We start from the raw sequence: 21,204 nt of genomic DNA on the forward strand, positions 1-21,204 counted from the left end.
TAATGGCTACAGGCGACGAATCGGGAATCGGGTCGGTTCGCGTGCCGGCCGCGGCGCGTGCCAGCCCGATCGTCGGCGCCAGTCGGCTGCCATCGGCAATTCACCGTGGACATCGACATGAGCCGCACTGTCGTCCCGCGAAAGGTGCCTCTCGGAGAACTGCAGGCTGAGCACCCGTCCCTCGGCGGTCCGCAAGCGCAAATCGACGCGCCCGAACACTTCCCTGAGCGTCGATGCCGACAAGCGAATCTCCCCGCAGCTTGTCACCCGGCCGGAGTTCGAGAGGTAGCCATCGAAATCATATTGCACTGGTGCGACCGACGCGTTTCCGCACAGGAGAAGGCCGGTCCCGCGAAGTCCGCCGAGATAGTCCATGGTCGATATCCCTGGGTACAAGGCCAGGCGTCGAGGTCGACCTTCCGCGCCTTCGTCAATTCGTTGGCGATGACGTTAAAAACTCGGCCGAAATCGCCAGGCAGAGTGAGGCGGGCCGCTGTGTCGTGACGGGACAGCAATAGGCGGGGAAGGAAATGCCAGGAACTTCCTCCTCGTCGATCACCAGCCGGCAGATGCCGGCAGGCTGTAGCTGCTCAAGCTTGCTCGGCTTGAGCGGATGCCTGGACGTGCCCGTGGTTTCCTTGCCACGAATGGTCATGTCAGCATCTCACCCCTTCTTCTTTGGCAACGCGATCGGCGCGGACATTCCCTTCACGAGGACGGGAGCAGCCACAGGCTCCTTTTTCTTCTTCGGCTTCTTCGCTTCTCGATTGCCGCGCAACTGACCCTTGGCCATGGCCGTCTTCCTTCATGCTGCATTGATCTGTATCCGACGGCACGAAAAACCCCGCGACCTCGGGGGGGCGCGGGGCCAATAGACGCTGGGCGCCTCGGCTCGCTTCGGCATCGCTCGTTGAGGTCGCCGGTACATCCGTGGTCGACCGGAAGACGATGACCTTGTCGGCGGGCCTGAAGTTCGGCGCCACCAACACCATGCAATCAGCTCAACGACTGGAGCTTGTCGGCGGTCATCTTGCCGCTTTTCTTGTCGGGGATAAGCTCGAAGCCCACCTTCTGACCTTCTCGCAGCTCGCTCAGACCGGCACGTTCTACGGCACTGATGTGAACGAACGCATCGCTGCCACCGCTATCCGGCGCGATGAATCCAAAGCCCTTCTGGGCATTGAACCATTTTACGGTTCCCGTGGTCATGGGATACCCTTTCGCAATCGTAATTCTGGCTTACCTGCAAATATACAGGCCGTCGAAATCGCATTTTCAGGAAAAGAGAACATAACAGTGCGGAAATAAATTCCGCGAGATGGATGTTCATCTTGCCGTTTATCGACCCAACCAATATGTATCTCGGAACGGAATATTGCAAGGACAATGAATTTTTAAATCAACGAAGTTGGAAATTTCCGGCCAGAATTGAGAAAAACAAAGGGAATGAGCCGGAATCCTTTCCGTGACGTCGGTGGCCCCAAAGCACATAGGTGGACAGCGGCCAATGCATCGATGCCGCCGAGGGATACCCAAGGGGAAATTCAATGATCACATTGCGAATTCGCCACCGGACCACCTACGGCTACAATCGGCCGGTGAGCCTGCGCCCACACCGCCTCATGCTTCGTCCTCGCGAAAGCCGGGAGCTTCGCCTGCGTTCGATGAAGCTCACGGTGGAGCCGCAGGCGATGGTGACATGGGCGCATGACGTGGCCGGCAACATGGTGGCAACCGCTACCTTCCAGGTTATGACGGACAAGCTGATCATTGAAAGCGTCACGGAGCTTGAACTCGATGCTGTGGAATGGCCGGTCTTCGACGTTGCCGCTTCGGCGATCTTTCATCCTTTCCAGTACAGTGCGGATGAGCGGACCGATCTCGGCGCGCTGTCCGTTCCCCAGCATCCCGATCCGGTAGGACGACTACAGACATGGAGTGAAGCCTTCGTCTGCAGCACGCCGACGGACACGCTCGCGCTTCTGAAGGATATCAATGCCGGTATCCTGGAATGGATCTCCTATCAGGAGCGCGAGGATGAGGGCACCCAATCGCCGATCCAAACCTTGGACCGTGGATGGGGATCTTGTCGCGACATGGCCGTGCTTTTCATCGAGGCGGTCCGGACGCTGGGCTTTGCGGGTCGGATCGTGTCGGGTTATCTGCACAACCCCTCCCTGGAGATAACAGGGTCGGCAGGCATGGGAACGACCCATGCTTGGGCGGAGGTCTATGTACCTGGCGCCGGCTGGATCACATTCGACCCGACGAACCGTAGCGTTGGTGGGGCAAATTTAATACCCGTCGCGGTGGGGCGGGACATCCGGCAGGTGATGCCGGTGGTCGGCGAGTTCATCGGTATGAGCGATGCCTTCGACGCCATGTCCATTGAGGTGTCCGTCCAGGCATAGGCGCTTCGTCTCGTCTCACCAACCACCCTTCCATCGCTCGCGCCAAGGGAAGTATCGCCTTCAAGGCGGTGCACCGCCAGGCGTCGTCCCCGAAATTTAGACGTCCGCTCTTGGTCAAGGCGCGAACTGCCGCTTTTGGCGCAACAGGCACGGCCAGCCCAGGCGAGAGGGGGAGATCGTGACATGAATGTCATGAGCAGTCCCGCTCTCCCGCGGGACCGAGTCGCCGTTTGCGGCTCCTAAACCTCTTGCGGGTCATGTTCGGCCCGGTCTGCAACCGGAGGCGCGATGTGGAAACGTCCCTGTATGAGCCCGTCAAACGCTTCCTCGAGCAACTCGGCTACGCCGTCAAAGGCGAGGTCGGGCATTGCGACATGGTCGGCCTGCGGGACGATGATGCGGTGGTGGTGATCTGCGAACTGAAGATGGCGTTCAATCTTGAACTCATCCTGCAGGGCGTCGACCGGGCAAGCGCCGGCGACGAAATCTGGCTGGCGGCGCAACTTTCCGTCCGCGGCAAGGGGCGGGAGAGCGATGCGCGTTATCGCAATCTGTGCCGACGGCTCGGCTTCGGGTTGCTGGGCGTTTCCAACTCCGGCCGCGTCGACATCCTTGTCTCCCCGATAGCACCAATGCCACGCAAGGATCCCCGCCGGCGCTCAAGGCTGGTGGATGAGCACAAGCGACGCCAGGGCGATCCGGTGGCCGGCGGCGGCACGCGCAAGCCGATCATGACGGCCTATCGCCAGCAGGCACTCGCCTGCGCCGCCGCGATGGCATGCGCTCCGCAGCGGCCCCGCGATCTCAAGGCGTCATTTCCCGATGCGCAGAAAATCCTGCGCCGGAATGTCTATGGCTGGTTCGAGAGATCGGAGCGCGGCGTCTATGCCCTGACCGAAACGGGGCGGAGCGCGCTGGCAGCATGGGGCCCGGCCTTGCCCGCATGCGCTGACGACGAAGGGATGAATAGAAGCAACGTTGCATAAGCGAGTTGCACCGCGCGACGCCGGCTGTCGGGCGACCGTCCAAGTTCGGCTTCTGACGCTCAACGACAAGGCGGCTTGCACTGGGTATGGCAAACATCGGCGACAAAGACGGAGCCAGCTCCTTTTGCCGAGCAGGCCTTTTGGGATACGTGACGGTCAACCAGCCGGCGTGAAGCGGAGAGTGCCGGCTCGGCGCGTTGCCTTTCCGGTGTCGCTCGTGTGGTTGACGCCGTCCATCACGGGAACCTCGGAGAAATCGAACGGGCTCATTCCGTCCAGGCAAGCGACATTTACGGCATACAGGTTCTGATTGGATCGTCGTTGATGGTGCGTATAGATCCCGCAGCGAGAACAGAAGAAGTGCTGCGCTGATCCAGTATGGAAACGGTAGGTCGTCAGCACCTCCTCGCCCTGCAGGATGTCGACCCCGCCCATTTCAGCCATCACGACGACGGCACCACGCATGCGACAGTAGGAGCAGGTGCAGCGCCGGATCGAGTTGAAGCCGTCGCTGAGCGACACCTCGAAGCGCACCGCGCCGCAATGGCATCGGCCAGCCCGGACGTTTGTGTTGCTCACCATGTTGTCGCTCGTCCTATTTTCATCGCGCGTCGGCCTTAGGAAACTGCGTTTGAAAAGTGCATCGCCTCATACCGTGACCGGCAACCTCAAGCGCAACGGGATGATTGCCGCTCATCGCCTTGCGAGCCTCGGCCCGAGGGCGAGGGCGAGTGGCAGGTTCGCCAGTGCAGCGGCGGCGGTTCCCAGCGTCGCGACGACCGGCCCCGCCTGATCGCCCACCACGCCGAACAGCAGCGGCGACAGTGCTCCAGAGCCGATCACGCCCGTGTAGAAGATGGCGAAGGCGCGCTCGGTCCGGTCGGTGGGCGCCAGCTCCGGCACGGTGCCGTAGAGTACCGAGGAGGTGCCGTTCAGCGTGAGCCCGAGCAGCGGCAGGATGACCAGCAGCGGCAGGAGCGGCAGGGCGGCGGCGAGCGCGATCATCAGTGCCGTAAGCCCCTCGGTGCACAGGGTAACGCCGACGACACCCCAGCGCTGCGCGAGCCAGCCGCAGGCGAGCTTGCCGGCCGCTCCGCCCAGGAAGACGAGGGCAAGGGCGGTGCCGATGAGCGGCTGCGAGGCCCCTTTGAGCTGCAGCAGAAACGGCAGGAAGGTCAGGAAGCCCATGCGCACGCCGGTGTCGATCACCCCGATCGCCAGCAGCAGCGGGAAACCACGTCCGTCGCGGCGTGGCACTTCCCGCGTGGAGGTGGGCGGCGATGGCGTCGGCTCGATCCTGGGCATTGACAGTGTGAGCAGGGCCGCGACAACGATCCCCGCCAGCGCGAGCAGCCACAAGGCCGGCCGCCACGGCGCGAACGACAGGCCGAAGGACAGCGCGGCCGGAATGAGAGCCTTTCCGAGATCGCCGCTGAAATTATAGGTGCCGAGCGGCCCGCGCGCCGCCGTCCCATAGGCACGCGACACCGCGCTGGAGGCGATCGGATGCTGGACGCTGGAACCGGCGCCGGAGACGAACAGCGCGACGCAGAGCCCCATCGCGCCGCCGCTGAACCCGGCGAGGGCATAGCCCGCTGCGGCGAGCGCCGTCCCGAGGATCAGCACGGCCCGGCCGCCGACATGATCGGCAAGCCAGCTCGCGGGCACCTGCAACACGGCCATGGCGCCGGCATAGAGGCCGCGAAGCATCGCAAGAGCAACATAGTCGAGCCCGAACTCGGCCCGCCAGACCGGAAGGAGCACGTAGATGGCGTCGGTGTAGCCGTCGTGCAGGGCGTGGGCGAGGCCGGCGAGAGCCAGAGTGCGCCGGCGGGACTGCGACGTCTGCGACAGCGCCGACGGCTCGGCGGAAGTGGCTATGCTGGATGAATTTGTCACGTCAGCACTCTGCGCCTGCTAGAATACCGCATGCAAACGACTAATTCGGCTGTTCGATGTTAGAAAAACTCATATGAGGGGCCCCTCGAAAGACCGACCTCTGCCGCCTCTCAACGCCGTCCGGGCGTTCGAAGCTGCCGCACGCCGGTCGAGCTTCAAGGATGCAGCGGCGGAGCTCGGCGTTACACACGGCGCGGTCAGCCGGCAAATGAGGCTTCTGGAGGAATGGCTCGGTCCGCCTGCGTTGTTCCGCCGCCTGAGCCACGGGGTTGCCTTGACGGCGGAGGGCCGCGCGCTGCTCGCCGAAATCCAGCCCGCGCTCGAGCGCATCTCCCAGGCCGCGGCGGTTCACGGCCGGAAGGCCAGCGGCACGGTGGTGCTTCGGGTTAACGCGCTCGCCACCTTCAGCCTGCGCTGGCTGGTGCCGAAGCTCGGCCTGTTGCGGGAGACGCATCCCGAGATCGAGATCGAGCTGACGACCGGCAACGAGCCGGTGGACGGGCTAGCCGGCGACTATGACCTGATCATCCGCGGCGGGCCTGATGCCTTCCACGGCTTCGCGGCCCGCCTGCTGCTTCCGGAGAGACGGCTCCCCGCCTGCAGCCCCGCGCTGCTGCGAAGCCGGCCGCTGGATCAGGTAGGGGATCTCGCGCGGCACACGCTTCTCCATGTCGCCAGCATGCCGAGGCTCTGGCGCGATTGGCTGGCGAAGGCCGGGCATGGCTCTCTCGAACCGTCGGCGACGCTGACGCTGGACCACTTCTATCTGTCGATCCAGGCGGCCGTGGACGGGCTTGGCGTGGCGATGGCGCCTTCCGCCCTGATCGAAGACGATCTGCGCGCGGGACGGCTGGTGACGCCCTTTCCGGACATCTCACTGCCGTCGCGCAGCTACTTCGCCTATACGCCACTCGACTCGCCGCTGCGCGCCGCCAGCGACAGAGTATGCGCCTGGATCGAGGGCTTCGACAGCACGCCCGGACTGCAAATCGGTGACCAGTAGTGATTGGCCACCATTATGGCGTTGTTTGAATGTCCGCTTCCCGGCAGAGCGCTAACGACCGCTCCTGGCGCTACCGGGGCATTGAGAAATCCTGGCGCAAGCGCTCAATACTCCTGCGCGAGCATGATTGTCAGCACGCGACAGGTCATGGCTGGATCGGCGGGGTCCGTGCTGCCGGCTGTGAGCGTCGGGTCATAATAGTTGATCTTCCACAAGATCCGGCCGGCTTCGGCATGGTAGATGGCGCCAAAGTCGTGCTCGCCATAAGGGTTGTTGTCGGCGGAGAAGTCGCTGAAGGCGCGAACCCTGGCGAGCACGGCGAGTTGCGTTTGCATCGGCAGGGCCCGGATGCCGGGGGGCAGCATGACGTGGCCGCTGGTGGGGGTCGTGCGCAGCCGGTCGTTGAGCGCGGCGATGGTTGAGCGGCGATCGGTCATGACGTACGCTCCGGCATAGCGACGCGCGAGCGATGTTCGACCCGCCCCATGGCGCCGCTGAGGGTCGAGCGTGCCACCCCGAAGCTGCGGCACACGCTCGCTTTCGACGCGCCGGCATCGAGGGCGGCGAGGATCTGCTGCAGCTTTTCGTCATCGATGGCACGCGGGCGCCCACCCTGCCGGCCCCGGCGCTTGGCGGCGGCAAGGACAGCGATGACGCGCTCACGAGTGAGCGCCCGCTCGAACTGCGCCAGTGCGCCGAAGATCGAAAACAGCAACTCGCCATGCGGGGTGGTGGTGTCCATCTGCTCGGTGAGCGAACGAAACGCGATGCCGCGCTGTTTCAAGTCCTCGATGAAGGTGAGCAGGTGGATCAGCGAGCGGCCGAGCCGGTCGAGCTTCCACACGACCAGACAATCGCCGGGGCGTAGGAAGACGAGGCACTGCTGAAGCCCCGGCCGATCGTCACGGGCACTGGATGCTTTGTCATGGTGGAGATGACGTTCGTCGATGCCGGCGGCGGTGAAGTGCTCGACCTTCAAAAAAGGTCGAAGCGCGCGGCACGTTTGAAATGGCGCAACGGCTTCGTGGGATCTGTAGTCGTGTCTTTCGCTATGCCGTGCGTACCCACAGGCTCGAAGCCGTACGGTGCGCCTTCAGACAGGTCGCGTCGATCATAACCGTGCGGTGCTCGGCCTGGGGATGGACAGGGGCTCATCATCCGGATGAGCCTGCCGCGCTCCGGCGCTTCCAGCGATCGTACAGCGTCTTGCGCGGACTATAGACTGCCGGCGCATCGCGCCAGCGCAGACCATTGCGGTTGACGAAGATGATCCCGCCAATACCCGGCGATCATCCACCCTGCGCTTGCCGTGGCTCTTGGGAAAATAGGGCTGCAACCGAGCCATCTGCTCGTCCGCCAGCCAATACAGGCCACCGATATCCGGTCTCCTCAGGAGCCTGAATCAGATCGACCAAAGCAAATCAGCGGATCCTGAGCCTAAGGTAGGAGATGCCAATTGCCCACGGCCCAGCCAATTCGGCGGCGGGCCGTCGATGGTCGTCCGCAATCTGAACAGGCCATGTCCTCCTAACGAGAGCAGGCTCGCCGGTGCCAACCGGCTGTGGCGGAGAGCGTGCCTCGCGGACTTGGCTCACGAAAACGAGGCTTCGACCGATCTCAAATAGCGCTGCGACACTGGCGCACGCGACCCGTTGCGGAGATGAAGCATGCCGGTTCTCCCAACCCGCTCGAACTCTTCCACCGCCTCATCGCTCACCCACCACGAGCGATGAACTTGGCGCCCCTTCACTGGATGTGCCTCGTTCATCGCGTCGCTGAGCCGCATTAACACCAGTGCCGCGCCTCTATCCGTGTGGACACGAACGTAGTGGTCTTCCATTTCCAGACAGAGAATGCGCCCTCGTACATCAAGCGGCAGCCGCGCCACCAATGGGCTCATGGCCTCCGGCACAGACGGCACCAACTCCTGAGGCGGGGCTTCTGGCATCGCCGGCTCCGTTCTCCACGGCAGTACTGCCTTGGCCACCAGCGTGACGATCGAGCCGACCAGCGCGATCTGCCAGTACAGTTCCACGACTTGGTAGACACTGGCCTGCCAGCCGGAAAGTGCATTGGTCGCGATCCCAGCGACGATGATCATCGGGAACGCCGCGATCCCGATGATCGCCATGCGACGCGCGGACGGGGAAAGGTTCCGAAAGAAGGGGCGGTTGGCCACCAGCATCTCGAGCGCCGCCATCAGCATGAACCAGCACACCAGCAGCCCGCTCCAATAGCCTAGCCGGGCAAAAAAGGTCTGTTCATCGACGCCGAACGGGCGAACCCATGCAAAGACTGGGCTGAGGCCGAGTGCCAAACATACCTCGGCACCACGTCGCTGTAGCCAGTTGCTACTCTGCAAATTGGCGAAATCACGCATCGCGAGCGGCCCTTGAGTACCCTCGGTGCACTTTCGCGAAAAGTTTGGCGCAATTGCGAAGCCAGTCTGGTGGCGAAAAGGCCGCCGCGAAAAGAGTGGGGAGATCCTGAGGAGTGTCTTCGGGACCGTCCCGCGAGCTTTTTGATGAGACATCACAAGGTGGCCCTCGTCGGCCTTCACTTGGTCGTACCGTTCATTCCCTTCGACCTGGCGTTCGCCGCCGACATCGAGAAAGAGGATGTGACCCACACCACCTCCATCGACCGCCTCGCCTTCGTCAGCCAGAAGCTCGCCGAATGGAAGGTCGTGCTCGGCGGCGGAGCGATGATGGCACCGAAGTATGAGGGCTCCGACGAGTTCGACATCCAGCCCATCCCCTTCGTCACCGCCACTTTCGGCGAGCGGGTCAAGGCCGATCCGCGCGGCATCTCGGTGAACATCTATAGCGTCGGAAACCTCAATTTCAGTGGCCAGCTCGGCTACGACATCGGGCGCAAGGAAGACGATTCCAAGCGACTGCGCGGGCTCGGCGATGTCGATATGGGCGGCGTAGTCGGCGGTATGGTCACCTATGAGATGGGGCCGGCCGAGTTCTACGCCTCGCTCAGCCGCACGATAGGCGGCAGTGAGGGGCTGGAAGCCAAGATCGGTTTCGACCTCGCCCACACTATCGACCTGTTCCGTTTCTCGGCCGGTCTGTCGGCGACATGGGCGGACGAGACCTACATGGAGACCTATTTCGGCGTTACCGCAGCGCAGTCCGCCGCCTCTGGACTGCCGCAATACGACATCGGCGCTGGCTTCAGACGCATCGATCTCGATCTGGCTGTCACCTATATGGCGAGCGAGCACTGGCTAGTGCGCGGGCAGCTTGGCATCGGCTATTTGCTCGGCGACGCGGCCGACAGTCCTATCGTGCAGGAGGCGTTCCAGCCCTCCGTGCTGCTCGCCATCGGCTATCGGTTCTGAGGGCGCCGCCATGTCCTCGAACATCCAAAGCCCCGCCCGTTACACCAGCCAGACCCGGCGCATCCTTGCCATCAAGGTCGTCGCGCTCATCACCGTCGTGCTGATTCTCGTTTCGCACAGCGCATGGGGCAAGGACTCGCTGGCCACCACCGCGATGCGCACCACTGGCCTCTGCCTCATCATGGCAACGGTGATAGGGCGGCTATGGGCGACGCTCTATATTGGCGGGCGCAAGAATGCTGCCCTCATCACATCAGGCCCGTACTCCATCACACGCAACCCGCTCTATTTCTTCTCGATAGCCGGCGCTGCGGGCATCGGTCTGGTGTTCGGCAGCCTTGTCATTGCGGGCTGCCTCAGCAGTTTCATCGCGGCTCTTCTGATAGCCAAAGCCCGCGATGAGGCAGCGATGCTCGGCGCGCGCTTCGGCGTCAGCTACCAAGCCTATGCAGCGCGCGTCCCGCTGCTATGGCCCCGCCCGTCGCTGTATCGGGACGCCGATGCACCCAGCTTCCTGCCACACGCTCTCCATCGTGCACTGCGCGATGGCTCGCTGTTCCTGCTTAGCGTGCCGATGGGAGAGTTGGTCGCTTATGCCAAAGACGTCGGTCTATTGCCTGAGCTGATTGCATTGTTTTGATGAAGCTAGGCCGGCAGGGAGGCTGACACTCGCCGCTCTTCGCTCCGCTGTCGAGCCGCGCCAGCCACCGCCGAGCTGCGTGCATCATGGCGACCGTGGATGGCACTACGCCGCCAGCCTCTACCGGCGGGTTCTGGCCGATCCCAGCCTCGCGGGCTCGATGGGCCGGCGCGGGAACCCGCACGAGTGCTGCACATGCCGGACCCCGCCATGCGCGACATCGTCGAGCGCGAACTGGTGGCGCCGGCCCTGATCATGCAGGAGGCGGCGCGCCGGATGGTGGCCAAGGGCCACGGCCGTATCGTCGTGTTCTGTCCAATGTCGGGCAAGACCGGTGTGCACACCAAGGTCGCGCCGTTCGCCACAGCCAAGGGCGGCCTGGCCGCCTATCTTCGCGTGATGGCGGCCGAACCTGCCGGCGCCGGCGTGACCGTCAATACCGTGGCGACCTCGCTGTTCGAATCGCAGGTTGCGAACCTCGATCCCGCCGAGCGGCAGGAGCTGAGGCGCGGCATCCAGGTACGGTGCTTCGGCCGCGCCGACGAGGCCGCGCTGCCGCGCTGTTCCTGGTCTCGCGCAAGATCGCACTTCTATTGCTGTGGTCCCGCTCCGATGCTCGCGAGCAGGCGCATGTCGAGCATTTCTCGGCGACGCAGGCCACCGCCACGAACGGTGGCTTCACGCTGAAACTCGCTGGCAGCGGCATGGAACTATAGGTGCAGTCGGGGCGGATCATTCTGGAGAGTTACGGCCAACGGCGTGGACGTGAACTGCTCGTGCGAGCAGGGCCTTTGTGGTGTGTGCGAAACCGATGTGCTGTCACGGGCGTGCCCGATCCCCGCGACAGCGTGCTCACGGAAGCCGGCGGGCCGAGGGCAGCAAGACGGATCGGCTGGTGCTCGACATCTGACGACGAGGGTCTGCGGGCTTCGATACCGGCCCGCTTCGCGGACGATGCGCCGCTAGGCCTCATCATATTCGAATGAACGTCGAGGAAACGATGAAACTGCTTCGCTTTCGCGACCGGTATGATCTCCGGCGATCACCGATGGTGAGAGCGATGTCTCCGATGCCGAACGGATCAGCCGCCATTGCGGGCTGGCAATGACGGCTGATCCGTTAAGCATCTAACGTCTCCTCATGGCGCGCCATGCTGGTTCCTATTGGCCCAGCAGGTGCGGATTGGGCGACGCGACGTGTATCGCGCCGCCCGACTTGTCTCACACTCGATCAGCGCTTGATGTCACGCCGCATGGCCATGTGTATGCCCTTCACGCCATCGACAACCTGCGTCACGCGCAGATCGCCCGCGATGGAGCACAGCGAATAGGCTTCCACGCGGGTGATACCCCATTCGCGCACGAGCAGGTCGATCATCTCCAGCACGGCCTCGCGGGCGGCTTCGTCGAGATCCTCGTTGAAGCCGTGGGTGATCCAGAGTTCCGGCGTCTCCAGAACCGGATTTCTCATGGTCCGGCCGGGATTGTGGACACCCTTGCCCTTGTGCAGGATGAGCTGGATCGTCGCGTTGACGTGCGCCTCGATGGCGGTGCCGTTCACCTCGCCATCGCCCTCCGCGAAATGGGTGTCGCCGGCCCAGAACAGCGCGCCCTTGCGGTTCACCGGATAGAACATCGCGGTGCCGGCGACGAATTCGCGGTTGTCGACATTGCCGCCCCATGAGCCGGGAGGCACGGTGCTGAGGCGCCCATCCTGCGCCGGGCATACGCCCGCCGTGCCGAAATGCAGGCGCAGAGGCACCGCGATGCCTTCCGGCGCCGGCTTGCGCTGCGAAGCATCCACCGTGGTGATGCGGCCCGGCACACTCTTCTCCGGGCTGTCATATTCGAACTGGAACACCGGCCGGGCAACGTTCTTGTGCACGTCGGCCTCGTAGATCAGCACGTGTTCCTTGCGGCCGAACTCCTCGTGCAGCAGGCCCCATTGCGCGACGAAGTTGACGCCGTATTTCAGGCGCGGGGCCATGTGCAGCACTCGGCATTCCAGCGTGTCGCCGGGCTCGGCGCCTTCGACATAGATCGGGCCGGTGAGGATATGCACGCCCGGGGCGCGAGTTTCTTCCGGCACCTTTTCGTAGATCTCGCGGATGACGTCATCCATCAGATAATCGGGCGCGTCGCCGGCGTGATGGCACAGGCACTCGATCTCGACATAGTCGCCCGAGTTGACGCGGAGCACGGGCTCGACGCTGCCGTCGAAATAGCCCCACTGGATGGTTTCCAGCGTGGCGGGGAGATGATGGACCTTGTGCGAGGTCTTCTCGGCCTTGATGGAAGTAACGGCGTTCATGGTCGTTTCCTTGTTTTTCTGGATGTAGCTGTCACCCGAAGGTGAGTTGGCCGCGTGTGGCGGCGACGGCCGCAAAGCCGATGAACGTGCCGATGATGGCGAAGATGCCGCCAAGTACGTTCGGAGCGGGGATCGGGGCGCGTACGGTCGTGTAGAGAAGACCTGTCACCAGACCGACGGCTGCGGCCTGAAGTTCGATGGCGCCAATTGCGATATTGAGCATCTCATTCTCCCGGGGCGAAGCTTTTGTTGATGGCCGGCGGTGGTCCGAAGGCGACCTGGCCGCGAATTTTCTGCACGATCACGTAGCCGATGAAGGTGAAGATGATCGCGATGATGCCGCCGATCACGTTCGGTGCCGGAATTGGCAGCCCAAGCCATGAATAAAGCGTCCCGGTTACGAGACCGACGACGAGCGCGACAAGTTCATTTCGTCCCACATAGATGTAATGCATGGACATGCACGCTTGCTCCCGCGCGCCTGAGATCATCAGGCGCCTGTTTGTTCTGATTGTTTTCCATTGCGCCGCGCCGTCAGCGGCACGGGCACGCCGGCGTTCGACGAGAATGTCGAAGTGTCACCCTCGACAAAGGCAAGAGTTCGCTTCGACTTGGTTTCGAGATACTTCGATGCACGCCATTTTCGTCGCCAGCCAGGAGACGCTAGCGCTACAATTCCTGTTCGGCTACACGCGAATACTCGAATTCGACGCCGGGAAGGCGGCGGCGCTCGTCTCGGTTCCGAGGATGTAAAGGCCGGAATTTCAAAGGGTTGGCATCGCCCGGCGGTTATCGGCAGGCGATCTGCGGTGCGCGATCGTCACAATCTTTGATCGCGCCCATCCCAATCGGCTGCCGCTAATTTGCTAAGCTTCAATGGCGGCGGCAACGTCGCCGATGGTGAACAGGTGGCGAGCGATGCATGTCAGCCTTGCGACGATTCCGCTGGCGGCGCAGCGCGGCAAATGGGCCGAAGCGCTCGCCCATCTCGGCTTGCAGGAAGCGGGCGGAATCGACACTCCCGTCTCGGCCACCGTCGATGTGCAGACGGCCCCCAGCGGATCGCTTTTCGCCCGCATTCGCAGCGGCCCCATGGAGCTCGCCTACCGTCCTGCCGTCGCTACCCGTGCGAGCGCCTATGTGACCTTCGAGCGGACATCGCCCGATGCCCTTGGCCAAGGAGGCGCGCTCCACGTCGCTGACGGCGCGCTACCCTGGTCGCTGGGATTCGATGGCGATGTCGATCTTCTCGTGCTGCGGGTACGACGAGACCTGCTTTTCGGTTCGCTCGGCTCAGGCGCCTCCCCCTCGCCACTGCGCCTTGCGGGCGGAGCCCTCGGCCACTCGGCGCGCCAGTTGCTCGACACGATCCACAATCGTTTCGATGCGCTGGAGCCGACGGAACTCGCGCCGCTCGAGACGGCTCTGGTGGGGCTTCTGTCATCACTCGTCCGTCTGGATCGTCGCCTGGACGAGGGCGGAGCGACACAGGTGCAATTCGCGCACTACCAGCGCGTAGCTGCCGCAGTAGAGGCGAGACTATCGCAACCCGGACTTGCCATGCGCGATGTCGCGGCAAGCGAAGGCATGTCGCAGCGTTACCTGCAGAAGCTGTTCGAGCTTCATCACACAACATTCTCGGACTTCGTGCGCACGCGCCGGCTCGAAAAGGCGCGACTGGCATTGCTCGCCCAGGACCAGAAAAGCACGAGCATCGCGCAGATCGCGTTCCAGTGCGGGTTCAGCGACCAGGGGCATTTCAGCCGCCTGTTTCGGGCCGCCTTCGGGGTCACGCCCCGCGCCTGTCGAGGGATGACGCAGGAGCCGACGACGACAAGACCGTATAATCGCGGGCGACCGGCGGGAAGCAATCACACCGCGCTGCCAATGGAGCCGGACGCCCCCCGGGCACTCTTCCATCAGGATGCCTCTGTGCTCGATGGCGAGCCGCTACGGGTGAGGGCCAACGCGGACACGGTCCATTGGGGCTTTCTGAGCCGGGACATCCTGCCGGTTCTCAGGGTGCGATCGGGCTCCGAGGTCGTGATCGAGACCCTCACCCAGCACGCCTCGGATGACTACGAACGCATGATCCGCGGCGACGTCGGGGCGGAGAGCGTGTTTCACTGGACCGCGGAAGGAAAGAATGTCGAACGCCGGGGCGCCGGCCCGCTCGATGCTTCGCTGCTCGGCCGCGGCGCCGGAGAAGGGTTCGGCGTACACATCCTGACGGGGCCGATCTTTATAGAGGAGGCCGAGCCTGGGGACATATTGGAGGTCCAGGTACTGGACATCGCGCCCCGGCCGAGTGCGAACCCGCAATTCGAGGGCCGCAGCTTCGCGAGCAATGCGTCCACCTGGTGGGGCTACCAGTATTCCGACTATCTCGACAGCGCCGACTTGCGCGAGGTCGTCACCATCTTCGAGGTCGAGCCCGAAGGCGATACGGCCCGTGCGGTCTATTCGTTCCGCTGGACACCGCAGACCGACCCCTATGGTATCCGCCACGCGACCATCGACTACCCCGGCGTTCCGGTCGATCACGCGACGATCACCAAGATCTTCGATCCGATGCCGAACATCCGGGTGCCGCTGTTCCCCCATTTCGGCTGCATGGCGGTCGCGCCGAAGGAGCGTGTGCTGGTCGATTCCATCCCGCCCGGCAATTTCGGCGGCAATCTCGACAATTGGCGTGCCGGCAAGGGGGCGACGTTGTACCTGCCCGTTCTCGTGCCGGGAGCGCTTTTCTCCGTGGGCGACGGGCATCTCGCACTCGGCGATGGCGAGATGAACGGGACGGCACTGGAATGCTCGTTGAACGGCACCTTCCGCTTTGTCTTGCACAAGAAGGGCGAGACGGCGAGCAAGCCATTCCTTGCCGGCCTGAACTGCCCGCTTCTCGAAACCCCTGCCGAATTTGTCATCCATGGTTTCAGCTATCCCGACTATCTACGGGATCTCGGTCAGGATGCGCAGGCCGAAGTCTACAAGCGCTCGTCGCTCGACCGGGCCTTGAGGTCGGCGTTCCGTGTAACGCGCAAGTTCCTCATGGATGCCTGGAAACTGGAAGAAGATGCGGCCATCACCTTCATTTCGACGGCTGTCGACTTCGGCATCACTCAGGTAGCGGACGGCAATTGGGGCATTCACGCCGTTATTCCGAAAGCAGCCTTCGTGCAGGAACGTTTCGCTGGCAGCGACTGGAAATAGCCGCCATCTGGCTGCCGCCGTCGACTTCCGGCATGAAGCGGCACGTCCGTTACTCACACAAGCGTCGCGACGTCGCGAAAGCACTGCTCGCCGCTGCCCGGCGACGGCAATTCGGCTGCCGGAGGATCAGCGGGCCATTCCAAATCGTTACGTAGCGCGCTTCATGATCTTGGAAGGTCGAGAGCGCTTGATCCGGCGATGCGCGGAAAGCGCCGACGGTGAAAGGCATCCTCAATCACCCTTCAGCGCCCACCAGGCTCCGCGGATTCCCACCAGAAGAAGGTAGAGCAGCACGGCCGTCAGAGCGATGAGCGGGACGGACAGCACAGCAATCAGAGCCAGTGAAACGATGCCGATCATCCGTGTCGCTGCCGATTCAAAGCACGGAGGAGGAGATGCCTGCCGCGCAACCGAAGCGGTTAAAACCCGAAACCTCGGCGGAGCCAAGGCCCGTCGCCACTAGCTCGCGGGAGATTGACGGCGGCTCAAGAGCCAGCCGATCCATCCGGGGCGCCACGTCAAGGGTGATCGTGCCGGGACGCACGCCGATTGCGGGAAAGGTCGGGACGCCGGCGGCCGACGGGGCTACCAAACCCAGCAACAGGATTGCCGCCAGACTGTCGGCGAGCCGCCGCTGAAGCTCACCGTGCGCATGCTCGCCATCTGCCAGCCTCCATCGAGACGGCCGTAAAGCCATGCCGGGGAGGCTTGTGCTCGTCTTCGGGCGAATCCTCTGCCCGGCGCGCGACGGATGGTGCCAAGAATTGAGGGGAAGGGGAGATGCAATCCGGCTTCGGTCGCGACGTGAACCGGGGGCCGTTGCGTTGCACCGCGCTCGTCGACCCGAGCCCCGTCAGCTGGCTTCGCCGATGAAAGGACGCGGCGACAGGTGCGCGAGGGGCTGGGGAAGTCCGATGTCAGGTTCGATGCCCGACATCGGGGAGGCGTCGTCTGGGGAAAGTGTCGTTCCCCGTGCGACGCTTTGCGGCTGTAAAGCGCGGCTCGCCCTCTTCGCCTCGGCATGCCGAATCCAGGCACGCTTTGGGAGCAGAATCCCGGCGAGCCCACCGAGGGCACGCCGGGACGCGGGTGTCGCTTAGTTGTTGCGGTTGCCGAACAGCTGCAGCAGCATCACGAACAGGTTGATGAAGTCGAGATACAGCGTCAGCGCGCCCATGATCGCCTTGCGGCCGGCCACCACGTCGTCGTCGCCGGCGAAGTACATCTCCTTGATGCGCTGGGTATCGTAGGCGGTGAGGCCGGCGAACACCAGCACGCCCACCACCGAGATGATGAACTGCAGCATCGACGAGCCGAGGAAGATGTTCACCAGGCTGGCGATGATGATGCCGAACAGGCCCATGATCAGGAACGAGCCCATCGCCGACAGGCTGCGCGGCGTGGTGTAGCCGTAGAGGCTCAGCGCGCCGAAGGTAGCGGCGGTGATGAAGAACACCCGCACGATGCTGTCATGGGTGTAGACGAGGAAGATCGTCGACAGCGAGACGCCGACGAGGCCCGCATAGACCCAGAACACCGTCTGCGCCGCCGCCACGCTCATGCGGTCGACGCGGAAGGACAGGAAGAACACCGCGGCCAGCGGGGCGAACACCACCACCCATTTCAGCGGGCTGACGAACAGCGCGTAGCCGAACTGGGTGAGGTAGACATTGGCGCCGAGCGCATACTGGGTCGGCTCGGCCGAGACGGCGAGCATGTAGATGCCGAGCGCCGCCGCGCCGGTGATGGCGAGGCCGAGCGTCATGTAGTTGTAGACGCGCAGCATGTAGGAGCGCAGGCCCTGATCGATCGCGGCCTGCGTCCGCGTCGCCGTCGAGCCGTAGCGCGGGGCGGTAATGTTGCGATCGTAGTCGGACATAATGAAGGGCCCCTTTCAGACGCCTGCTGCCGCGATCCCTGAACGGACCACGGCGAAGCTCATGCGAAATATGAGCAAGGCCGCCCTCTCCCGCAAGTGAAGTTTCGGCAAGAAATGCCGCAGCGGCACATATCGTTAGGGCTCGCCGTCACAGGCTGCGCAGGATCCGAGCCGGCTTCTGGCCCAGTGCCCACCAGGTGCCGATCAGCCCGAAGGCGACGGTGAGGACCAGCGCCACCGCCACCGCGCCGAGCGCCGAGGCGAGCGAGAAGGCGAAGCCGATCTTCATCACCCCAACCACCACGGCATAGGCCGCGACCGAGCCGGCCAGCACCGCCACCAGCGCGGTGGCGAGGCCCAGCGCGGCATATTCCAGCGCATAGGCGGCGAGCAGTCGCCCCCGGGTGGCGCCGAGCGTCTTCAGGATGACCGCGTCATACACCCGATGGTGCTGCCCGGCGGCCAGCGCGCCGGCCAGCACCAGCACGCTCGCCACCAGCGTCACCAGGCTGGCGCCGCGTATGGCGAGCAGCAGATTGGCGACGAGGGCGCCGATTTCCGCCAGCGCCTCCTTCACCCGCACGGCGGTGATGCCGGGATAAGAGCTTGTCACTGCTCGCGAAATGCTGCGTTCGGTGGCTTCGTCGGCCTTGTCCGGGAAGGCGAGGGTGGCGAGCGAGGTATGCGGCGCGCCGCGGAAGCTATTGGGCGAGAACACCATGACGAAGTTGATCGCCAGCCGCTCCCATTCCACCTTGCGTAGATTGGCGATTTCGGCGGTGATCGGCCGCCCCAGCACATTCACCGTGACGCTGTCGCCGACCTTGAGGCCGAAGGCGTCCGCGATCTCTTTTTCCAACGATACCAACGGTTTGCCGGAATAGTCCGCCGGCCACCAGGAGCCCTCGACCAGCGTGGAGCCCTCCGGTATCTCAGCGGAATAGGTGACGCCGCGATCGGAGGAGAGCACCCAGGCAAATTCCGGCGGCGGGGTGATCTGCTCCACCGGCCGGTCGCCGAGGCGGATCAGCCGGCCGCGCAGCATCGGCACCACCTCGACCTTGCCGCCTGGCGCCTCCTTGGCGAGGAAGTCAGAAAACTGTTGTGTTTCAGTGCTTTGGATGTCGAGGAAGAAGAAGCTCGGTGCCTGGTCCGGCAGGCGGGCGGTGAGCTCGCGGGTGAGGGAGCGGTCGATCAGCGACAGCGTCACCAGGAGGGTGAGCCCCAGCCCGAGCGACAGCACCACGGTCGGGGTGAGCGCCGCCGGACGGTGGATATTGGCCAGCGCCAGCCGGGCGCCGGTGGAGCGCGGGCGCGGCAGACGGCGGGCGATCGCCATGATGCCGGTCGCCACCAGCCGCAACGTGACCAGCACGGCGGCGGAGGCGAGCAGGTAATAAAGCGCGATGCGCCGCTCTTCGCTGGCGGCGACGGCGAGGGCACACAGCGCGAGAATCGCGAGCGCGGTCAACAGGATATAGGTCCTGCGCGGGCGGCTCGGCGCCCCCTCGTCCCATTCGCGGAACAGGGCGGAGACCGGCACGTCATGCGCGAGGCCGAGCGGCCACAGCGCGAAGGCGAGCGCGATCAGGATGCCGTAGCCGAAGGCGAGGGCGAGCGCCGCCGGCTGCACGCTCGGCGCGATGGCGATCGGCAGCAGATGGCCGAAGGCGGCGTCGAGCGCGAAGGGCAGCGCCGTGCCGGCGATCAGGCCGATGAGGAGGCCGATGAGAGCGATCAGCACGACTTCAAGCACATAGATCGCGAAGATCATCCGGCCCGGCGCGCCAAGCGCCTTGAAGGTGGCGATCACCCCGCGCTTGGCGTCGAGATGGCTCTTCACCGCATTGGCGACGCCGACCCCGCCGACCAGCAGCGCGGTGAGCCCGACCAGAGTGAGGTACTGGGTGAAACGCCGGACATTGTCCTCGAGGCGCGGGGCGGCGGCCTCGCGGGTGCGGACCTCGAAGCCGGCCTGCGGCGCCTTGGCCTTCACCTCGTCGGTGAGGGCGGCGAGGCGGCCTGGGTCGTTCAGCTGTACCCGGTAGTGCCAGCGGGCGAGGCTGCCCGGCTGGATCAGCCCGGAGGCGTTCAGGGCGTCCAGCGAGACCAGGAGGCGCGGCCCGAAGCCGAGCCCGGTCGCCAGCAGGTCGGGCTCGTTGGCGATCAGGCCGGCGACCCGCAGGCGGGCGGCGCCGAGCTGCAGGTCGTCGCCGAGCTTGAGCCCCAGCCGCTCGGCCAGCACCGGGTCGAGCACCGCGCCGAAGCGGCCATCCGTCTCGGCGAGGGCCTGCGTCGGCGGCATCGGCGGGTCGAGGGCGAGCGTGCCGGTGAGCGGGTAGGCGCCGTCGACCGCCTTCACTTCGGCGAGGGTGGAGTTGAGGCCGGCGCCCTCGCCTGTGCGGGCCATGGCGCGCAGCGTGGCGATGGTGGAGACCCGCCCGGCGCCGGTGAAGAGCTGCATCTCCTCTGGCGTCGCCTGGCGCTGCACCAGCGTGAAGGCGGCGTCGCCGCCGAGCAGCGTGGTGCCCTGCTGCTCCAGCCCGTCGGTGAGTGCGCGCGAGAACGAGCCGACGCCGGCGATGGCGGCGACGCCGAGGGCGAGGCAGGCGAGGAAGACGCCGAAGCCGCGCAGGCCGCCGCGCAGCTCGCGAAGCGCGAAGCGCAAAGCGAGGGCGAGCGAGAAGCCGCCGCGGCCGGCAGGAGTGGCCCGGGCGGCGACGGGGGCGTCGTCGCTGGTTGTCACGCTCATGCTGCGTCTCCGCCGATCAGCGCGCTTTCCTCGATCTGGCCGGAGCGCAGCCGCACCGTGCGGTCGCAGCGGCGGGCGAGGTTGAGATCGTGGGTGACGATGACCAGCGTCGCGCCGCGCCGCGCCTGGGCGGCGAAGATCAGCTCCATGATCTGGTGGCCGGTGGTCTCGTCGAGATTGCCGGTCGGCTCGTCGGCGACGAGGATCGCCGGCTCCGGCGCCAGGGCGCGCGCGACGGCGACGCGCTGCTGCTCGCCGCCGGAGAGCTGCGAGGGGTAGTGGTTCTGCCGGTGGCCGAGGCCGACCAGCTCCAGCTCGGCGCGGGCGCGCTCGAAGGCATCGGCGCGGCCGGCGAGTTCCAGCGGAACGGCGACGTTTTCCAGCGCCGTCATGGTGGGGATGAGGTGGAAGGCCTGGAAGACGATGCCGACATGCCGGCCGCGGAAACGGGCGAGCGAATCCTCGTCGAGCCCGGCCAATTGCTGGTCGGCGACGACGACGCTGCCGGAATCCGCCCGCTCCAGCCCGGCCAGCACCATGAGCAGGCTCGATTTGCCCGAGCCCGAGGGGCCGACGAGGCCGACCGCCTCGCCTTGCCCTATATTCAGCGAAATGCCCTTGAGGATATGGACACGCGCCGCGCCCGACCCCAGAGACAGCTCGACCTTGTCGAGCGCGATGGCGGGAGCGGCGGCACTGAAACGGGAGTCCGGCTGCATGTTTTCCTGTCGTTTTCGCGGTGCTGTTCGAAAGTCGGCTCAGCTT

24 protein-coding genes and 2 pseudogenes are annotated in these 21,204 nt (G+C 64.7%); 8 read left to right on the forward strand and 18 right to left on the reverse strand.

Annotated features, from left to right (window positions below; genetic code table 11):
• Window positions 1–6: 6 nt before the first annotated feature.
• From KHC28_RS11435 to KHC28_RS11445, 4 genes are all read right to left on the reverse strand, one after another.
• Window positions 7–375 (reverse strand): hypothetical protein, encoded by a 369-nt coding sequence (locus KHC28_RS11435; RefSeq protein ID WP_214008482.1) that lies wholly within the window; start codon window positions 373–375, stop codon window positions 7–9.
• A gap of 55 nt (window positions 376–430) precedes the next feature.
• Window positions 431–655, reverse strand: coding sequence for a hypothetical protein (locus tag KHC28_RS11440; protein ID WP_214008483.1), 225 nt, complete (start codon window positions 653–655; stop codon window positions 431–433).
• A 9-nt stretch (window positions 656–664) separates the two neighbouring features.
• A complete protein-coding gene (locus KHC28_RS27740) occupies window positions 665–793 on the reverse strand; it encodes a hypothetical protein (RefSeq protein ID WP_281419100.1) in 129 nt (42 codons plus the stop codon).
• Between the two features lie 203 nt (window positions 794–996).
• A complete protein-coding gene (locus KHC28_RS11445; protein ID WP_214008484.1) occupies window positions 997–1,209 on the reverse strand; it encodes a cold-shock protein in 213 nt (70 codons plus the stop codon).
• A 338-nt stretch (window positions 1,210–1,547) separates the two neighbouring features.
• On the opposite strand from KHC28_RS11445, the gene KHC28_RS11450 reads away from it, so the two are divergent.
• Window positions 1,548–2,411, forward strand: a complete 864-nt coding sequence (locus KHC28_RS11450) for a transglutaminase family protein (protein ID WP_214008485.1) — start codon at window positions 1,548–1,550, stop codon at window positions 2,409–2,411.
• Between the two features lie 290 nt (window positions 2,412–2,701).
• A complete protein-coding gene (locus KHC28_RS11455; RefSeq protein ID WP_312893166.1) occupies window positions 2,702–3,397 on the forward strand; it encodes a DUF2161 domain-containing phosphodiesterase in 696 nt (231 codons plus the stop codon).
• Between the two features lie 156 nt (window positions 3,398–3,553).
• Here KHC28_RS11455 and KHC28_RS11460 read toward each other — a convergent pair whose 3' ends face one another.
• Together KHC28_RS11460 and KHC28_RS11465 are read right to left on the reverse strand one after the other, a co-directional pair.
• Window positions 3,554–3,979, reverse strand: a complete 426-nt coding sequence (locus KHC28_RS11460) for a GFA family protein (protein WP_214008487.1) — start codon at window positions 3,977–3,979, stop codon at window positions 3,554–3,556.
• Between the two features lie 111 nt (window positions 3,980–4,090).
• Entirely contained in the window at window positions 4,091–5,278 is a 1,188-nt protein-coding gene (locus tag KHC28_RS11465; RefSeq protein WP_312893195.1) for an MFS transporter, read from the reverse strand.
• Window positions 5,279–5,369: 91 nt separating this feature from the next.
• Here KHC28_RS11465 and KHC28_RS11470 point away from each other — a divergent pair, with 91 nt between their 5' ends.
• The gene (locus KHC28_RS11470) at window positions 5,370–6,299 is read left to right on the forward strand and encodes a LysR substrate-binding domain-containing protein (protein WP_214008489.1); all 930 of its coding nucleotides are present in this window, start codon (window positions 5,370–5,372) and stop codon (window positions 6,297–6,299) included.
• A 104-nt stretch (window positions 6,300–6,403) separates the two neighbouring features.
• Here the strand turns inward: KHC28_RS11470 and KHC28_RS11475 are convergent, their stop codons facing one another.
• The 5 genes and pseudogenes from KHC28_RS11475 to KHC28_RS11490 form a co-directional block, all read right to left on the reverse strand.
• Window positions 6,404–6,736 carry a DUF3768 domain-containing protein gene (locus KHC28_RS11475; RefSeq protein ID WP_214008490.1) on the reverse strand — a complete coding sequence of 111 codons (333 nt, stop codon included), beginning with the start codon at window positions 6,734–6,736 and terminating at the stop codon, window positions 6,404–6,406.
• Window positions 6,733–7,002: a helix-turn-helix domain-containing protein gene (locus tag KHC28_RS28080; protein ID WP_446680408.1), complete on the reverse strand. Its 270-nt coding sequence runs from the start codon at window positions 7,000–7,002 to the stop codon at window positions 6,733–6,735. Before KHC28_RS28080 ends, KHC28_RS11475 begins: the two co-directional genes overlap by 4 nt.
• Window positions 6,976–7,305, reverse strand: a pseudogene (locus KHC28_RS28085) (recombinase family protein); the annotation flags it as partial. The gene KHC28_RS28080 and the pseudogene KHC28_RS28085, both read right to left, overlap by 27 nt.
• Before the next feature lie 52 nt (window positions 7,306–7,357).
• Window positions 7,358–7,677, reverse strand: a pseudogene (locus tag KHC28_RS11485) (transposase); the annotation flags it as partial.
• Between the two features lie 213 nt (window positions 7,678–7,890).
• Window positions 7,891–8,679: a LytTR family DNA-binding domain-containing protein gene (locus KHC28_RS11490; protein WP_214008491.1), complete on the reverse strand. Its 789-nt coding sequence runs from the start codon at window positions 8,677–8,679 to the stop codon at window positions 7,891–7,893.
• A gap of 144 nt (window positions 8,680–8,823) precedes the next feature.
• Between KHC28_RS11490 and KHC28_RS11495 the strand changes: the two genes are divergently transcribed.
• The 3 genes from KHC28_RS11495 (at window position 8,824) to KHC28_RS11505 (ending at window position 10,975) form a co-directional block, all read left to right on the forward strand.
• Entirely contained in the window at window positions 8,824–9,648 is an 825-nt protein-coding gene (locus tag KHC28_RS11495; protein WP_214008492.1) for a MipA/OmpV family protein, read from the forward strand.
• Between the two features lie 10 nt (window positions 9,649–9,658).
• Window positions 9,659–10,288 carry a methyltransferase family protein gene (locus KHC28_RS11500; RefSeq protein ID WP_214008493.1) on the forward strand — a complete coding sequence of 210 codons (630 nt, stop codon included), beginning with the start codon at window positions 9,659–9,661 and terminating at the stop codon, window positions 10,286–10,288.
• A gap of 99 nt (window positions 10,289–10,387) precedes the next feature.
• A complete protein-coding gene (locus KHC28_RS11505) occupies window positions 10,388–10,975 on the forward strand; it encodes an SDR family NAD(P)-dependent oxidoreductase (protein ID WP_214008494.1) in 588 nt (195 codons plus the stop codon).
• 543 nt (window positions 10,976–11,518) lie between these two features.
• On the opposite strand, the gene KHC28_RS11510 is transcribed toward KHC28_RS11505, so the two are convergent.
• From KHC28_RS11510 to KHC28_RS11520, 3 genes are read right to left on the reverse strand one after another with little or no spacing between them, the layout of a single operon-like run.
• The gene (locus tag KHC28_RS11510; protein WP_214008495.1) at window positions 11,519–12,598 is read right to left on the reverse strand and encodes an acetamidase/formamidase family protein; all 1,080 of its coding nucleotides are present in this window, start codon (window positions 12,596–12,598) and stop codon (window positions 11,519–11,521) included.
• Window positions 12,599–12,629: 31 nt separating this feature from the next.
• A complete protein-coding gene (locus KHC28_RS11515; protein WP_214008496.1) occupies window positions 12,630–12,821 on the reverse strand; it encodes a DUF1427 family protein in 192 nt (63 codons plus the stop codon).
• A gap of 1 nt (window position 12,822) precedes the next feature.
• Entirely contained in the window at window positions 12,823–13,059 is a 237-nt protein-coding gene (locus KHC28_RS11520; RefSeq protein ID WP_246564698.1) for a XapX domain-containing protein, read from the reverse strand.
• Window positions 13,060–13,228: 169 nt separating this feature from the next.
• On the opposite strand from KHC28_RS11520, the gene KHC28_RS27745 reads away from it, so the two are divergent.
• Window positions 13,229–13,351, forward strand: coding sequence for a hypothetical protein (locus tag KHC28_RS27745; RefSeq protein WP_281419102.1), 123 nt, complete (start codon window positions 13,229–13,231; stop codon window positions 13,349–13,351).
• A 165-nt stretch (window positions 13,352–13,516) separates the two neighbouring features.
• A complete protein-coding gene (locus tag KHC28_RS11525; protein ID WP_214008497.1) occupies window positions 13,517–15,808 on the forward strand; it encodes an acetamidase/formamidase family protein in 2,292 nt (763 codons plus the stop codon).
• A 231-nt stretch (window positions 15,809–16,039) separates the two neighbouring features.
• Here the strand turns inward: KHC28_RS11525 and KHC28_RS27750 are convergent, their stop codons facing one another.
• The 4 genes from KHC28_RS27750 to KHC28_RS11540 form a co-directional block, all read right to left on the reverse strand.
• A complete protein-coding gene (locus KHC28_RS27750; RefSeq protein ID WP_281419103.1) occupies window positions 16,040–16,168 on the reverse strand; it encodes a hypothetical protein in 129 nt (42 codons plus the stop codon).
• A gap of 736 nt (window positions 16,169–16,904) precedes the next feature.
• Window positions 16,905–17,687, reverse strand: a complete 783-nt coding sequence (locus KHC28_RS11530) for a Bax inhibitor-1/YccA family protein (protein WP_214008498.1) — start codon at window positions 17,685–17,687, stop codon at window positions 16,905–16,907.
• Between the two features lie 148 nt (window positions 17,688–17,835).
• Window positions 17,836–20,439, reverse strand: a complete 2,604-nt coding sequence (locus tag KHC28_RS11535) for an ABC transporter permease (protein ID WP_214008499.1) — start codon at window positions 20,437–20,439, stop codon at window positions 17,836–17,838.
• On the reverse strand, window positions 20,436–21,158 hold the full coding sequence (locus tag KHC28_RS11540) for an ABC transporter ATP-binding protein (RefSeq protein WP_214008500.1): 723 nt from the start codon (window positions 21,156–21,158) through the stop codon (window positions 20,436–20,438). The genes KHC28_RS11535 and KHC28_RS11540 overlap by 4 nt, the downstream gene beginning before the upstream one ends.
• Between the last annotated feature and the right edge of the window lie 46 nt (window positions 21,159–21,204).

This window comes from Ancylobacter sonchi (assembly GCF_018390695.1).
GTDB classification, from domain to species: Bacteria; Pseudomonadota; Alphaproteobacteria; order Rhizobiales; family Xanthobacteraceae; genus Ancylobacter; species Ancylobacter sonchi.